Annotated in this window: 16 protein-coding genes; 3 read left to right on the top strand and 13 right to left on the bottom strand. The window is 65.8% G+C overall.

Going from position 1 to position 14920, the window contains the following annotated elements; translation table 11 throughout:
* Window positions 1-106: 106 nt before the first annotated feature.
* The 3 genes from K2O50_RS24415 to K2O50_RS24405 all read left to right on the top strand — a co-directional run bounded on the left by K2O50_RS24415 (window position 107) and on the right by K2O50_RS24405 (window position 1814).
* Window positions 107-382: a polyhydroxyalkanoic acid system family protein gene (locus K2O50_RS24415; protein ID WP_050707257.1), complete on the top strand. Its 276-nt coding sequence runs from the start codon at window positions 107-109 to the stop codon at window positions 380-382.
* A 243-nt stretch (window positions 383-625) separates the two neighbouring features.
* Window positions 626-1048: a phasin family protein gene (locus K2O50_RS24410; RefSeq protein WP_050707256.1), complete on the top strand. Its 423-nt coding sequence runs from the start codon at window positions 626-628 to the stop codon at window positions 1046-1048.
* Between the two features lie 10 nt (window positions 1049-1058).
* The gene (locus K2O50_RS24405; RefSeq protein WP_050707255.1) at window positions 1059-1814 is read left to right on the top strand and encodes a phasin family protein; all 756 of its coding nucleotides are present in this window, start codon (window positions 1059-1061) and stop codon (window positions 1812-1814) included.
* Between the two features lie 85 nt (window positions 1815-1899).
* Here K2O50_RS24405 and K2O50_RS24400 read toward each other — a convergent pair whose 3' ends face one another.
* The 13 genes from K2O50_RS24400 to K2O50_RS24340 form a co-directional block, all read right to left on the bottom strand.
* Entirely contained in the window at window positions 1900-2514 is a 615-nt protein-coding gene (locus K2O50_RS24400; protein WP_050707254.1) for a TetR/AcrR family transcriptional regulator, read from the bottom strand.
* A gap of 4 nt (window positions 2515-2518) precedes the next feature.
* On the bottom strand, window positions 2519-4183 hold the full coding sequence (gene phaC / locus K2O50_RS24395) for a class II poly(R)-hydroxyalkanoic acid synthase (protein WP_050707253.1): 1665 nt from the start codon (window positions 4181-4183) through the stop codon (window positions 2519-2521).
* A 102-nt stretch (window positions 4184-4285) separates the two neighbouring features.
* Window positions 4286-5137 carry a poly(3-hydroxyalkanoate) depolymerase gene (phaZ, locus tag K2O50_RS24390; protein WP_050707252.1) on the bottom strand — a complete coding sequence of 284 codons (852 nt, stop codon included), beginning with the start codon at window positions 5135-5137 and terminating at the stop codon, window positions 4286-4288.
* 64 nt (window positions 5138-5201) lie between these two features.
* Window positions 5202-6881: a class II poly(R)-hydroxyalkanoic acid synthase gene (gene phaC / locus K2O50_RS24385; RefSeq protein WP_050707251.1), complete on the bottom strand. Its 1680-nt coding sequence runs from the start codon at window positions 6879-6881 to the stop codon at window positions 5202-5204.
* A 336-nt stretch (window positions 6882-7217) separates the two neighbouring features.
* Window positions 7218-7595, bottom strand: coding sequence for a gamma-butyrobetaine hydroxylase-like domain-containing protein (locus K2O50_RS24380; protein WP_046853917.1), 378 nt, complete (start codon window positions 7593-7595; stop codon window positions 7218-7220).
* A 173-nt stretch (window positions 7596-7768) separates the two neighbouring features.
* Entirely contained in the window at window positions 7769-9112 is a 1344-nt protein-coding gene (hslU, locus tag K2O50_RS24375; RefSeq protein ID WP_050707250.1) for an ATP-dependent protease ATPase subunit HslU, read from the bottom strand.
* 74 nt (window positions 9113-9186) lie between these two features.
* Complete coding sequence (hslV, locus tag K2O50_RS24370) at window positions 9187-9717, bottom strand: ATP-dependent protease subunit HslV (RefSeq protein ID WP_011536056.1); 531 nt, start codon at window positions 9715-9717, stop codon at window positions 9187-9189.
* 182 nt (window positions 9718-9899) lie between these two features.
* A complete protein-coding gene (locus tag K2O50_RS24365; protein ID WP_050707249.1) occupies window positions 9900-11171 on the bottom strand; it encodes a dihydroorotase in 1272 nt (423 codons plus the stop codon).
* Entirely contained in the window at window positions 11168-12172 is a 1005-nt protein-coding gene (locus tag K2O50_RS24360; RefSeq protein ID WP_050707248.1) for an aspartate carbamoyltransferase catalytic subunit, read from the bottom strand. The genes K2O50_RS24365 and K2O50_RS24360 overlap by 4 nt, the downstream gene beginning before the upstream one ends.
* 12 nt (window positions 12173-12184) lie before the next feature.
* Window positions 12185-12703 (bottom strand): bifunctional pyr operon transcriptional regulator/uracil phosphoribosyltransferase PyrR, encoded by a 519-nt coding sequence (gene pyrR, locus K2O50_RS24355; RefSeq protein ID WP_050707247.1) that lies wholly within the window; start codon window positions 12701-12703, stop codon window positions 12185-12187.
* A gap of 51 nt (window positions 12704-12754) precedes the next feature.
* Window positions 12755-13180 carry a Holliday junction resolvase RuvX gene (ruvX, locus tag K2O50_RS24350; RefSeq protein ID WP_028688357.1) on the bottom strand — a complete coding sequence of 142 codons (426 nt, stop codon included), beginning with the start codon at window positions 13178-13180 and terminating at the stop codon, window positions 12755-12757.
* Window positions 13180-13749, bottom strand: a complete 570-nt coding sequence (locus K2O50_RS24345; RefSeq protein WP_050707246.1) for a YqgE/AlgH family protein — start codon at window positions 13747-13749, stop codon at window positions 13180-13182. Before K2O50_RS24345 ends, ruvX begins: the two co-directional genes overlap by 1 nt.
* 199 nt (window positions 13750-13948) lie before the next feature.
* The gene (locus tag K2O50_RS24340; protein ID WP_050707245.1) at window positions 13949-14848 is read right to left on the bottom strand and encodes an energy transducer TonB; all 900 of its coding nucleotides are present in this window, start codon (window positions 14846-14848) and stop codon (window positions 13949-13951) included.
* Between the last annotated feature and the right edge of the window lie 72 nt (window positions 14849-14920).

Below are 14920 nucleotides of genomic sequence, written 5' to 3'. Positions count from 1 at the left end.
ATTACGGCCATTCTAGGGGCTGCGGGCGGATTTGTCTTGGCGGGGTGTGTCATGCAGAGGGGGCGGGCATAATGGCGATTATGTATTCATATCCAGGATCACCCGCATGACCCAGATCAGCGTCGAACGCAAACACTCCCTCGGCCGTGACGCCGCCCGTGCCAAGGCCGAGGCGCTGGTCGACAGGCTCAGCCGCGAATACGACCTCAAGGCCACCTGGAATGGCGACCGCGTCGATGTGACGCGCAGCGGCGCCAACGGCAGCGTGCACATTGGCGAGGACACCATCCGCGTCGAGCTGAAGCTGGGCATGATGCTGTCGATGATGAGCGGCAGCATCAAGGGCGAGATCGAGCGGGCGCTGGACAAGGCGCTGGCCTGACACTGCGCGCTCCTTGCTGTTTACGGGCGCGGGCCTTGTGGGAGCAGGTATTGTGGGAGCGGGCTTGCCCCGCGATAGCGCCAGCCCGGGCAATAGCTATCGCGGGGCAAGCCCGCTCCCACGCAAACGCTGCATGACCTCACCTTAGGATGAGGATTCTAATTTTTCCGCCTACCTTCACGCTCAAGCCCTGCCTCCCAGGGCAGTTCCTCCCTCCCCTTGAACGAGCATGAGGTGCAGAGCATGGCCAAAGTGAATCTCAAGCAGAAAGACGACGCCCAAGGCAGTACCCTGGGCGAGGTGCGCGGCTACGCCCGCAAGATCTGGCTGGCGGGCATCGGTGCCTACGCCCGCGTCGGCCAGGAAGGTTCCGACTACTTCAAAGAGCTGGTGAAGGCCGGCGAAGGCGTCGAGAAACGCGGCAAGAAGCGCCTGGATAAAGAGATCGAGGCCGCCAACGGCCATCTCGACGAAGCCACCCAGGAAGTCAGCCGGGTACGCGGCAAGGTCGAGGTCCAACTGGACAAAATCGAGAAAGCCTTCGACGCCCGTGTCGGTCGCGCCTTGAATCGCCTCGGCATTCCGTCTAAACATGACGTTGAGGCGTTGTCCATCAAGCTTGAACAGCTGCATGAGCTGCTCGAGCGCGTCGCGCACAAACCATAAGGAGAGCAGGATGGCTGGCAAGAAGAACACCGAGAAAGAAGGCAGCTCCTGGATCGGCGGAATCGAGAAGTACTCCCGCAAGATCTGGTTGGCTGGCCTGGGTATCTACTCCAAGGTCGACCAGGATGGTCCGAAGCTGTTCGATTCGCTGGTAAAGGATGGCGAAAAGGCCGAGAAGCAGGCGAAGAAAACCGCCGAAGACGTGGCCGAAAGCGCCAAGTCGTCGACCAACTCCCGGGTGTCTGGCGTGAAGGACCGTGCGCTGGGCAAGTGGAGCGAGCTGGAAGAGGCCTTCGACAAGCGCTTGAACAGCGCCATCTCGCGTCTGGGCGTGCCCAGCCGCAATGAGATCAAGGCCCTGCACCAGCAGGTCGACTCGCTGACCAAGCAGATCGAGAAGCTGACCGGTGCGTCGGTGACTCCGATCTCCAAGGCCAGTGCCAGCAAGACCGCGGCCAAGCCCCTGGCCAAGGCGGCAGCCAAGCCTGCGGCCAAGACCGCCGCGGCAAAACCGGCGGCCAAGCCTGCGGCGAAAACCGCGGCAGCCAAACCAGCAGCCAAACCAGCAGCCAAATCAGCGGCGGCCAAACCGGCGGCAAAACCCGCTGCGGCCAAGAAACCGGCCGTGAAGAAAGCGGCTCCGGCCAAGCCTGTGGCAGCCAAGCCGGCCGCTCCGGCGCCTGCCGCCACCGCAGCTCCGGCCCCGAGCGCGGCCCCGGCCAGCAGCACGCCGTCGGCACCGGTGAACGCGGCCACCCAGGCCTGACACCGCGTCGCCCTGATCGCGGGGCAAGCCCGCTCCCACGAAGCCTGTACAGGACGCGTGGGGGTGGGCTTGCCCCGCGATCGTTTCAGCCTTCCAGATACCGCATCGCCAACTGCTCCGCCGCGCTGCGCGCCGGTGCCTGCAGATGTGGCGCCACCAGCATCATCACCTGGTATACCACCACCCCCACGTCGCCCTCGCGCCCCAGCACCCGCTGGTAGTCCAGCGAGCACATCAGGGTCAGGGTGATCTGCTCCACCAGTTGCCCCAGCGCCTGGGTCTCACTGGTCACCTGGCCCTGGCCCTTGAGGCTGGCCAGCAACGCGGCCAAGGTGCGCTTGAGGGCGTTGATCAGGCTGCGCATGCCCCGCGCCAGCTTGGGCAGGCGCCCGGTGAGGTTGGACAGGTCCTGGAACAAAAAGCGGTACTGGGCCATGCGCTCGACGATCAGGTGCAGGAACAGCCAGTAGTCCTCGGCGTCCAGGCGCACATCCAGGGGCGGATCGAGCAGTGGCATCAGCTCCTCTTCGAAGCGCTCGAACAGGCCGATCACCAGCGGTTCCTTGCCGTGGAAGTGGTAGTACAGGTTGCCGGGGCTGATCCCCAGTTCGTTGGCGATCTCCAGGGTCGAGACGTTCGGCTCGCCCTGGCGGTTGAACAGCTGCAAGGCACATTCGAGGATACGGTCGCGGGTCTTCATCCGGTCAGCGCGCCAATACGTAGCTGCCCGGCGCGGGGCCCAGCGGTGGGTAGGTGGCGTTGCCCAGTTCCTCACGGGGTGTCTTCAACGTACCTGAGCGCTCGGTGATCCATTCCAGCCACAGTGGCCACCAGCTGCCGTCGCGGCGCTGGGCATCGTGGAACCAGGCCCGTGGGTCGCTGGAGAGCTTGGGGTTTTCCAGGTAGTAGGCCTTGGGGTTGCCGGGCGGGTTGATGATGCTCTGGATATGGCCGCTGTTGGCCAGGATGAATCGCCGATCGCCGCCGAGCAGCAGGGCCGAGCGGTAAACGGCGTCCCATGGTGTGATGTGGTCGTTGCTGCCGGCGACGGTGAAGCTGTCCAACCCGACCTGCTTGAGGTCGATCGGCGTACCGCACACTTCCAGCCCTTCGGGGAAGGTCAGCGGGTTGAGTTTGAAGAAGTCCAGCAGGTCGCCGTGCAGGGCGGCGGGCAGGCGGGTGTTGTCGGCGTTCCAGTAGAGAATGTCGAACGCCGGTGGGGTCTTGCCCATCAGGTAGTTGTTGACCCAGTAGTTCCAGATCAGGTCGTTGGGGCGCATCCAGGCGAAGATCCGCGCCACTTCGCCGCCGTCGAGCACGCCGCGCTGGTACGAGCGGCGCTTGGCCGCCTCCACGGTCTGCTCGTCGGCGAACAGGCTGGCTGGGCTGTCGAACTGGCTGTCGAGCAGGCTCACCAGGTAAGTGGCGCTGCGCACCTTGCGCAGCTGTTTCTTGGCATGCAGGTGGCCTTGCAGGGCTGCCATGGTCAGGCCGCCGGCGCAGGCGCCCATCAGGTTGGGATCGCGGCTGCCGCTGATGCTGCGGCAGGCGTTGAGCGCTTCCTCCAGGGCCTGCACGTAGCTGGACAGGCCCCATTCGCGGTGACGCGGGTCAGGGTTGCGCCAGCTGACCATGAACACCTGCAAGCCCTGCTTGAGCATGTACTGGACGAAACTGTTGGTCGGGCCCAGGTCGAAGATGTAGAACTTGTTGATCTGCGGCGGTACCACCAGCAACGGCCGGGCGTACTGTTTCTCGCTCATGGGCTTGTACTGGATCAGCTCCAGCAGCTCGTTGCGAAACACCACCGCGCCGGGGGTGGCGGCCAGGTTGCCGCCGACCTCGAAGGCCCGTTCGTCCACCTGGCGCGGCAGGCCGTCGTTGTGGCGCAGGTCGTCGAGCAGGTGGCTGACCCCGCGCAGCAGGCTCAGGCCGCCGGTATTGAACAGCTCCTTGACCGCCAGGGGGTTGAGCAGCGAGTTGCTGGGGGCGAAGGCATCGCTGACCAGGTTGAACAGGAACTGTGCCCGGGCGCGATCATCGTCGGCCAGGCTGCTTTCCTCGATCCACAGGCGGGTCTGCTTCTGCCAGGCCAGGTAGGCCTGCAGGCCGCGACGGTAGAACGGGTTCTGGCTCCAGGTCGGGTCGCTGAAGCGCGTGTCGCGGGGATGGGGCTGATAGCCGCTGTCGCCGATCAGCACGCGGCCCAGTTGGCCGCCCAGGCTCAGCAGGTGGTGGGCGGTGTGCAGCGGGTTGCGCAGGCTGATCCTGCCGACCTGGCGCAGGGTCGAGATGAGGTCGCGACCGCGCAAGCCGGTGATGGCGTTCTGCACGTTCATGCTGGTGACGGGCACCGGTTTGTCTTTCATGCCAACACTCCATCGTTTAGCAATCGGACCGATCGCGGGGCAAGCCCGCTCCCACGCCAGCTTTTCCGGGGCGGTGGGTGCGGGCTTGTCCCGCGATCGGCATCAGGTGCGCGCAGCGGGCCGGGGGTGCATGACCGCGCGTTGGCGTTCCTGCTCGAGGAATTTCATGATGATCGGCGCGACGGCCTCGGCCCGGGTGATCAGGAACAGGTGGCCGTCGTCGATTATGTGTAGCTGGGCATTGGGAATTCGCCAGGCCAGCAGGCGCATGTTGATCAGGGGGATCAACGGATCGTCGTCGCCGGCCAGCACCAGGGTGGGCTGGTGGATCTTGTGCAGCCAGTGGATGCTGGTCCAGCCGAGCCCGGCGAACAGCTGCCAGTAGTAGCCCAGCTTGCCGCCCGAGCGGACCTTGGAGGCGTGGTGCATGGCCAGATCCGGGTCGCGCCGGAAGCCGCCGCCATAGATCAGCGGGGCGATGCGGATCACATGGGAGGGCTGCACGTAGCGCCGTGGGCTGGCCATCATCCACAGCACCTTGGGCTTGCCCGGCACCATCACCGCGCCGGCGGCTGTGGCGGCCAGCACCAGCTTCTTGCAGCGCTCGGGGTAGTCGTGGGCGAACTGCTGGGCCAGGGCGCCGCCCCAGGACACGCCGATGACATTGACCTGGCCGTAGTCCAGGTAGTCGAGCATGCGCGCGGTCAGCTTGGCCAGGCCGGGAAAGCGGTAGGGGTGGCGGGGCGTCGACGAGCCGCCGACCCCGGGCACGTCGAAGGCGATGACCTCCAGGTCCGGGTCCAGTGCCTCGATGAACGGGAACACCAGCTCGAGGTTGGCGCCGATGCCGTTGAAGATCAGCAGCGGCGTCAGGTGTGGCTTGCCCGGGCGGACCGCGGTGCGGATGGACTGCTCGTCCAGCTCTACGGTCCTGAAGATGTACGGTTGCGGCATGCGCGTGACTCTGTGGTGAAGGTAGCGCCGCGATGCACCGACAGGCCCATCGCGGCGGTTCGGTTCAACGCTCGTGCACGTATGTTCCCGGTGCGGCCTCGCCTGCGGTATAGGTGCGGTTACCCAGCTTTGTAGGCGCCTTCTTGAGTTCGCCGGCGCGCTCGCCCAGCCAGGCCTGCCAGTGCAGCCACCAGGAGTCGGCATGCTTGATGGCGTTCTCCTGCCAGGCCACCGGATCGTCCGGGCGGTCCTCGCCGGTCATGAAGCGCGCCTTGGGGTTGCCCGGCGGGTTGAGGATGCTCTGGATATGGCCGCTGTTGGACAGCACGAACTCGATCTTGCCGCCGAACAGGTGCGCCGAGCGGTAGCACGACTGCCACGGGGTGATGTGGTCGGCGGTGCCGGCGACGCTGTAGATGTCGCAGTCGACCTTCTTCAGGTCGATGGCGGTGCCGCACACTTCGAGGGCGTCGGAGCGGGTCAGCGGGTTGTTCTTGAACATCTCGATCAGGTCGCCGTGGAAGGCGGCCGGCAGGCGGGTGGTGTCGTTGTTCCAGAACAGGATGTCGAACACCGGCGGCTCGTTGCCGAGCAGGTAGTTGTTGACCCAGTAGTTCCAGATCAGGTCGTTGGGGCGCATCCAGGCGAACACCTTGGCCATGTCGCTGCCTTCGAGCACCCCGGCCTGGTAGGAGTGGCGCTTGGCCGCCTCCAGGGTCTGCTCGTCGACGAACAGCGCGACCTGGGTGTCGACGGTGGTGTCGAGCACGCTCACCAGCAGGGTGAGGGCGTTGACCTTCTTCTCGCCGAGCGCGGCGTAGTGGCCCACCAGCGCGGTGCAGGTGATGCCGCCGGAGCAGGCGCCGAGCATGTTCAGGTCCTTGCTGCCGGTGATCGCCAGCACCGCGTCGACCGCCTCCTTGAGCGCGTCGATGTAGGTCGACAGGCCCCACTCGCGCTGGGCCTTGGTCGGGTTGCGCCAGCTGACGATGAAGGTCTGCTGCTGGGAGCGCAGGCAGAAGCGCGCCAGGCTCTTTTCCGGGCTCAGGTCGAACACGTAGAACTTGTTGATCTGTGGCGGCACCACCAGCAGCGGACGGCTGTGCACCTGCTCGGTGATGGGGCTGTACTGGATGAGTTCCAGCACATCGTTGCGGTACACCACCGAGCCTTCGCTGGTGCCGAGGTTCTTGCCGACCTCGAAGGCCTCCATGTTCACCTGGCTGGGCATGCCGCCGTTGTTGACGATGTCCTTGGCCAGGTTGGACAGCCCGTCGAGCAGGCTCTTGCCGCCGGTCTCGAAGAAGCGCTTGACCGCGGCGGGGTTGGAGAGGGTGTTGGTGGGGGCCATGGCCTCGGTCACCAGGTTGATGACGAACTGCCCGCGGCTGATGTCCTGGGGCGACAGGTCGCTTTCGCCGATCCAGTCGTTGAGCTCCTTGCGCCAGGCCAGGTAGGTCTGCAGGTAGCGGCGGTACAGGGGGTTCTTGCTCCATGCCGGGTCGGCGAAGCGACGGTCGTCGCCTTCGGGCTGCAGGGCCGACTTGCCCAGCAGCACGTTTTTCAGCTCCAGGCCGAAATGCGCCACGTGCTTGGCGCTGTGCAGGGGCTGGCGTACCGCCTGGCGCAGCACAGTGCGCGCCGATGTCAGCAGATCCTTGCGGCGAATGCCGATGACCGGGTTCAGCCCCAGGGTGTTTTCCGAGGCCTGCCGCTGCAACTCATCGTTGTTCTTGTTACTCATCTACGACGCTCCGTTGTCCTGAGACGAGTACCGGCGTGCTGTGACAGCCCGGTACTGCTACTCGGGTGACCAGTGATAAGGAACAGCGGTGCTGCGACCGGATGCGTGCCGATGATGAGCTGCGTGGGTTTCTGCGTGTGAAGACAACCTGCTTTCGCTCGCGACCTCTACATACCGGCCTGGCCCTGCCTGCCATCAAGGCAATGCAGGGAACTTGCCAGCTCCATTGGTTACCCGACTTTCGTGTAATGCGCAAGACAGCCAATCTTTGGCAGTCATCAAGGCATTCAAGCAGATGAGATTAGAAAATGCGCTCTAAAGCCTGCGAGCCTTGAGCTAGAGCATCAATTTCACCACCGATTCGGATGGGTCGCGGGATTTGCCGGCCTTGTGCAATTCGTCGAGGTAATCGGCCCACAGCTGCTCCTGGCGCAGGCATAACTGCTCAAGGTACTCCCAGGTGAACAATCCGGAGTCATGGCCGTCGTCGAAGGTCAGTTTCAGTGCATATTGACCGGCTGGTTCCAGGCCGCTGAGACCGACGTTGATCTTGCCAAATTGCAGGATGGGGTTGCCGTGGCCCTGGACCTCGGCGGAGGGGGAGTGCACGCGCAGGAATTCGGCGGGCAGGTGGTAGACCTCGCCGGGGGCGTAGGTGAGGGTGAGGGTCTTGGAGGCTTTGTGCAGGTTGATGGCGGTGGGTAGGCGGGCCATGGGCGAATCTCTCTTTGGCTTCAAGCTGCAAGCTTCGAGTGATTCCAGGCATTGTGCAAGGGGGCTGCTCGCAGCCCATTCGCGGCACAAGGCCGCTCCTACAAGGAGAATGCAATCCCCCTGTAGGAGCGGCCTTGTGCCGCGAATGGGCCGCGCAGCGGCCCCCAGCGGTCTTACAGGATGTAACGCGACAGGTCTTCGTTCTGCGCCAGCTCACCCAAGTGGCTGTTCACATAGGCGGCGTCGATGTGGATCGGCGTCTCGTCGTGGGCGCTGGCCAGGTCGCCGGCGCTGAACGACACCTCTTCGAGCAGGCGCTCAAGCAGGGTATGCAGGCGGCGGGCACCGATGTTCTCGGTCTTCTCGTTGACCTGGTAGGCGATTTCGGCCAGGCGCTTGAGGCCTTCGTCGGCGAACTCGATGTTCAGGCCCTCGGTCTTGAGCAGGGCGCTGTACTGTTCGGTCAACGAGGCGTGCGGCTCCTTGAGGATACGCTCGAAGTCTTCCGGGGTCAGCGCCTTGAGCTCGACACGGATCGGCAGGCGGCCCTGCAGCTCGGGTACCAGGTCGCTCGGCTTGCTCAGGTGGAACGCGCCCGAGGCGATGAACAGGATGTGGTCGGTCTTGACCATGCCCAGCTTGGTGTTGACGGTGCAGCCCTCGATCAGCGGCAGCAGGTCGCGCTGCACGCCTTCACGGGAGACATCGGCGCCGCCGACATTGCCGCGCTTGGCCACCTTGTCGATCTCGTCGATGAACACGATGCCGTGCTGCTCGACCGCTTCCAGGGCCTTGGCCTTGAGCTCTTCCTCGTTGACCAGACGGCTCGCTTCTTCGTCGCGGACCATCTTCAGCGCTTCCTTGACCTTCAGCTTGCGGGTCTTGCGCTTGCCCTTGCCCATGTTGGCGAACAGGCTCTGCAGCTGGTTGGTCATCTCTTCCATGCCGGGCGGCGCGGCGATCTCGACGCCCATGTTCTCGGCGACTTCGATCTCGATTTCCTTGTCGTCCAGCTGGCCTTCGCGCAGGCGCTTGCGGAACAGCTGGCGGGTGTTGGAGTCGGCACTGCTTTGCTGGGCTTCCTCGCTGAAGCTGCTGACCCGCGCCTGCGGCAGCAGGGCGTCGAGAATGCGGTCTTCGGCGGCGTCCTCGGCGCGGTGGCGCACGCGGACGATTTCCTGCTCGCGCAGCATCTTCAGCGCGGCGTCGGCCAGATCGCGGATGATCGACTCGACGTCACGGCCAACGTAGCCGACTTCGGTGAACTTGGTCGCTTCGACCTTGATGAACGGCGCATTGGCCAGCTTGGCCAGGCGGCGGGCGATCTCGGTCTTGCCGACACCGGTGGGGCCGATCATCAGGATGTTCTTGGGCGTCACTTCGGCACGCAGCTCGGCTGGGAGCTGCATGCGCCGCCAGCGGTTGCGCAGGGCAATGGCGACGGCGCGCTTGGCGTCATCTTGGCCGATGATGTGGCGGTTGAGTTCGTGGACGATTTCGCGGGGGGTCATGGACATGATGAATGTGGTCCTCGAGCAGAGTAATCAGTGTGGAAAAGTCCCGCTGGGAGCGGGGCGCCAAAACAACTGATTCACTCGGCCAGGTCCTGCTCCTCGATGGTCAGGTTGTGGTTGGTGAACACGCAGATGTCGCCGGCGATGTTCAGGGCGGCCTCGGTGATTTCACGGGCCGACAGGTCAGTCTTGTTCAGCAATGCGCGGGCAGCGGCCTGGGCGTAGCCACCGCCGGAACCCATGGCGATTAGGCCGTCCTCGGGTTCGACCACGTCGCCGTTGCCGGTGATGATCAGGGAGGCGTCCTTGTTGGCCACGGCCAGCATGGCTTCCAGGCGGCTCAGGGAGCGGTCGGTACGCCATTCCTTGGCCAGCTCGACGGCAGCACGCACCAGGTGGCCGGAGTGTTTCTGCAGCTGGGCTTCGAAGCGCTCGAACAGGGTGAAGGCATCGGCGGTGGCACCGGCGAAGCCGGCGATGACCTGGCCGTTGTACAGGCGACGGACTTTCTTGGCGTTGCCTTTCATCACGGTGTTGCCGAGGGAAACCTGGCCGTCGCCGCCCATGACGACTTTGCCGTTACGGCGGACAGAAACGATGGTAGTCAAGGGAGAGTCTCCACGCAGCGGGGCGAAAATGCCTGATGCAGACTCATATGGGGGGAGGGGGGAAGGATTTCAACCGCAGGGGATGAGCGGCGAGCAAGACAGGATGTTTCCGAAACGATCGCGGGGCAAGCCCGCTCCCACGCGAGCGCGTGGGAGCGGGCTTGCCCCGCGATGGGCGTTACTCAGGCCTCAAAGCAGACGTGCCCGTCGACCAAGGTATAACGCACCGCGCCCGGCAGGCAGTGGCCGATGAACGGGCAGTTCGCGCCGCGAGAGAACCACTGCTCGCCGGCAACAGTGGACGCTTTCGGATCGAACAGCACCAGGTCCGCCGCGCCACCCACCTTCAGCTCGCCGGCTGGCAGGCGCATCGCAGCGGCCGGGCCGCTGCTCAGGCGCGCCAGCAGGGTCGGCAGGTCGAGCAGGCCGTCCTCGACCAGGGTCATGGCCAGCGGCAGCAGCAGTTCGACGCTGCTGATCCCCGGCTCGGTGGCACCGAACGGCGCCAGCTTGGCATCACGCTCGTGGGGCTGGTGATGGCTGGAAATCGCCTGGATCACCCCGGACTTCACCGCCTCGCGCAGGCCGTCGCGGTCGGCGGCGGTGCGCAGCGGCGGTTGCACGTGGTACAGGCTGGAGAAGTCGCGCAGCGCTTCATCGGTGAGGATCAGCTGGTACAGCGCCACGTCGGCGGTGACCGGCAGCCCCAGCGCCTGGGCCTGGGCGATCAGCCGGGCGCCGCGGGCGCTGGTGATCTGGGTGAAGTGGGCGCGCACGCCGGTCTGCTCGACCAGCAGCAGGTTGCGGGCCAGGGCGACGGTCTCGGCGGTTTCCGGAATGCCCGGCAGGCCGAGGAAGCTGGCCATCGGGCCTTCGTGGGCCAGGCCGCCTTGCGACAGGTCGCGGTCCTGGGAGTGGAACACCACGGTCAGGTCGAAGGTCGCCGCGTATTCCAGGGCTCGGGCCAGGGTGCGGTTGTTGGGGATTTCCTTGAGGCCGTTGCCGAAGGCCACGCAACCGGTGTCGCGCAGGGCCACCAGTTCGGCCAGTTGCTCGCCTTCCAGGCCCTTGGTCAGGGCGCCGATCGGGTAGACCTTGCTGTTGGCCGCCTCGCGGGCGCGGTCGAGGATCAGTTCGGCGACCGCCGAGGTGTCCAGCACCGGCTTGGTCTGCGGTGGGCAGCACAGGCTGGTGACACCGCCGGCCACGGCGGCACGGGTTTCGCTGGCGATGTTGCCCTTGCGGCTGTAGCCCGGCTCGCGCAGGGATACGCCGAGGTCGACCAGGCCCGGGGCGGCCACCAGGCCGTCGGCCTGGATCGTGCGGCTGGCGTCGAAGCCGGCCGGCGCCGCGCCGATGGCGGCAATACGGCCGCCGTCCAGGTGCAGGTCGGTGATGCGGTCCAGGCCGCTGGCAGGATCGATGACCCGGGCGCCAATAATGCTGATGGTCACTGGGCGTTCTCCTGGTCGAATTGACGTTGCGCGTTCTGTCCGCTCATGGCCATGGACAGCACGGCCATGCGCACGGCGATGCCATAGGTGACCTGGTTGAGGATCACCGAGTGCTGGCCGTCGGCCACCGCCGATTCGATTTCCACGCCGCGGTTGATCGGGCCCGGGTGCATGACGATGGCATCCGGCTTGGCCCCGGCCAGGCGCGCGGTGGTCAGGCCGAACAGGCGGTAGAACTCGCCCTCGCTGGGCAGCAGGCCACCGGCCATGCGCTCGCGCTGCAGGCGCAGCATGATCACCACGTCGACGTCCTTGAGGCCTTCGGCGAGGTCGGTGTAGACCTTCACCCCGTACTGCTCGATACCGATCGGGATCAGCGTCTTCGGGCCGATCACGCGGATGTCCGGGCAGCCCAGCGCCTTGAGCGCGAGCATGTCCGAGCGGGCCACCCGCGAGTGCAGGATGTCGCCGACGATGGCCACGGAGAGGTTTTCGAAACCGCCCTTGTGCCGACGAATGGTGAGCATGTCGAGCATGCCCTGGGTCGGGTGGGCGTGGCGGCCGTCACCGCCGTTGATCACTGCCACGTCCGGGCACACATGCTCGGCGATGAAGTGGGCGGCGCCGGAATCGGAGTGGCGCACGACGAACATGTCGGCGGCCATGGCCTCCAGGTTGCGCAGGGTGTCGAACAGGGTCTCGCCCTTGCTGGTAGAGGAAGTCGACACGTTCAGGCTGATCACGTCGGCCGACAGGCGCTGGGCGGCCAGTTCGAAGGTGGTGCGGGTACGGGTGGAATTCTCGAAGAACACGTTGCACACGGTCTTGCCGCGCAGCAACGGGACTTTCTTCACGGCCCGGGCGCCGACTTCGAGGAACGAGTCGGCGGTGTCGAGGATCTCGGTGAGCAGTTCGCGGGGCAAACCGTCGAGCGAGAGGAAGTGGCGCAGCTGGCCCTGGTCATTGAGCTGCAGCGGGCGCTTGGCGTCGAATGGCGTCATCGCGGGGGACTCTTAAAGGGCGGAAGCGGGAGCGAGGTCCTGGCGCTCGAGGGCGAGCGGCGTGGGTCCGGTCAATTTTACCCGTTCATGGGCGGCCAGGGACAGGGTGGCGCCGAGTACATTCGGCCGGATTGGCAGTTCGCCGGCATCCAGGTCGAGCAGGCAGGCCAGGGTCACGCTGGCCGGGCGGCCATAGTCGAACAGTTCGTTGAGGGCGGCGCGGATGGTGCGCCCGCTCATCAGCACGTCGTCCACCAGCACCAGGTGCTGGCCTTCGATCTCGAACGGCAGCTCCGAGGGGCGCACCTGCGGGTGCAGACCGTTCTGGCTGAAGTCGTCGCGGTAGAAGGATACATCCAGGGTGCCCAGCGGGCCCTGGTCGCCCAGCTCGGCCTGCAGGGCCTGGGCCACCCACACGCCGCCGGTGCGGATGCCGATGAAACGCGGCTCGCTGATGCCACGGCGGGCCAGGTGGGCGCGAAGGTCGACGGCCATCTGCCGGATCAGGTCGGCGGGATTGGGTAGGCTCATTGCGTGCTCCTCGGAAGGCGGGCGCCGGCTCCAGCCGGCGGCAAAGCGGATTTAAGTGTTGGCCTCCAGCCAGCCTTGCAGCAGCAGGGCGGCGGCGATGGCGTCGACCGGGTTGTCGCGGTAGCTGCCGTGGCGCCCGCCCCGGGCCATCTGCTCGCCCTTGGCCTCGAAGGTGGTCAGGCGTTCGTCATGAGTGTGCACCGGCAGGTTGTAGCGGCCGTGCAGGCGTCGGGCGAATTTCTCGGCGCGCTCGCTCATCTCGCTGGGCGTGCCGTCCATGTTCAGCGGCAGGCCGACGACGATGGCGTCGGGTTTCCATTCCTTGATCAGCTTCTCGACCTGGTTCCAGTCCGGCACGCCGTTCTGGGCCTTGAGCGTGCACAGTTCGCGGGCCTGGCCGGTGATCACCTGGCCGACGGCCACGCCGATCTGTCGGGTGCCATAGTCGAAGCCCAGCAGCAGACGCAGTTCGGCCATCAGGCGTGGCCCGCCTGGCTGGTCAGCAGGCTGAGGTTGATCCCCAGGCTCGCAGCGGCGGCGCCCAGGCGCTGGTCGCTGGCCAGGCCGAAGATGATCTCGGGGTCGAAGGGGCAGTTGAGCCAGGCGTTGTCGGCCAGCTCCGCTTCCAGCTGGCCGGCTTCCCAGCCCGCGTAGCCCAGGGTGATCAGGCTCCTGCGCGGGCCGTCGCCGGCGGCGATGGCGAACAGCACGTCCTGGGAAGTGGACAGCGACAGGCCCTCCAGCTCGACCGTGGCCTGGTAGCTGCGGTCGTTGCTGTGCAGCACGAATCCGCGGTCGGTCTGCACCGGGCCGCCCTGGTAGATCGGGATGTGCAGGGTGCTGGCGGGCGGCTCGTCGTTGGGGCGCAACTGCTCGAGGATGTCGGCCAGGTTCAGCTCCTGCGGGCGGTTGACCACCAGGCCCATGGCGCCGTGGGCATTGTGCTCGACGATGTAGGTGAGGGTCTGGGCAAAGTTCGGATCGGCCATGTGCGGCATGGCGATCAGGAACTGGTGCTTTAGGTAGCTGGGGGCGAGGGTCTTCATGTCCGCTAGTGTGGCGCCAGGTGGCGGGGCTGGCAAGGTGCGCGAGTGGCTGTCGGTGCCCCTTGTAGGAGCGGCCTTGTGCCGCGAAAGGGCTGCGTAGCGGCCCCAGGATCTTGGCCTCGTGCAGAATCGCCGGGGCTGCTGTGCAGCCCTTTCGCGGCACAAGGCCGCTCCTACAGGGGCCAAGCAAGCCTTGCCGTCAGTTGCTCGACAGCTTGTCCCCGCGTGCAAAGCGCCAGGTGCGGATGATCTCCAGGCGGTCGAACTCCGCCAGGTCGCCGGTGAACGGCGCGAACGGCGCCGCCAGGCGTACGATGCGCTGGGCCGCCTGGTCCAGCACTGGCTGGCCCGACGATTCCAGCACCAGTACTTCGTACAGCGAGCCGTCGCGGTTGATCGACACCATCATCCGCAAGCTGCCGTACATCTGCTGGCGCCGGGCCTCTTCGGGGTAGTTGAGGTTGCCGATGCGTTCGACCTTCTTGCGCCATTCTTCCTTGTACCAGGCGCCCTTGTCGCGCAGGGTCGAGGCGGCGTTCAGGCGATGGATGCGCGGGCGCTTGGCATACAGCTGCTGCTCATGGGACAGCTCGGCCTCGAGGCTGGCGATCTGGCTGGACAGCTGCGAGCTGTCGAAGTCCGGCACCTTGGCTTCGGGCTTGGGCTGCGGCTTGCTTTCCTTCGGCTTGGGCTCGACCTTCTGGGTTTTCGGCGCCTGGGTGGCGACCACCGACTTCGCCGGTGCAGGCGGCGTTTCCGGTTTCGCGGCCGGTGGCGGGGTGATCTTGTTGATCTTGCTGTCGTGGAACGGCGCGACCTCGGTGGTCTTGGGCACCGCCTTCTTTTCCAGGGTGCCGCTGCCCTGCTGGTTTTCCTGGGCCTGGAAATCGGCCTTCTCGGGCGCTTTTTCGCTCTTGAAGGTAGCCAGGGTGATGTCCATGGTGTGGCGGATGTCGGCCGGCTTGACCACGGTGAAACCCACGCCGAGGATCAGCGCCAGGTGCACCAGGGCGGCCAGGAACAGGGTGAAACCGAGCCGGTCCACCGGGCGAACGCGGGGTGGCAGCAGGTCGGCGGGGATGTCGGCAGGCAGCGTCATCAGGTATCCAGCAACCGCGAAACAGGGCGCAGGTCAGCGAAAAAGGACCGGCATCATACCCCACTCCGCGGG

The sequence above is a fragment of the Pseudomonas sp. 2hn genome, assembly GCF_019646095.1.
GTDB lineage: Bacteria > Pseudomonadota > Gammaproteobacteria > Pseudomonadales > Pseudomonadaceae > Aquipseudomonas > Aquipseudomonas peradeniyensis.
This window is presented reverse-complemented; position numbering and strand designations above follow the sequence as displayed.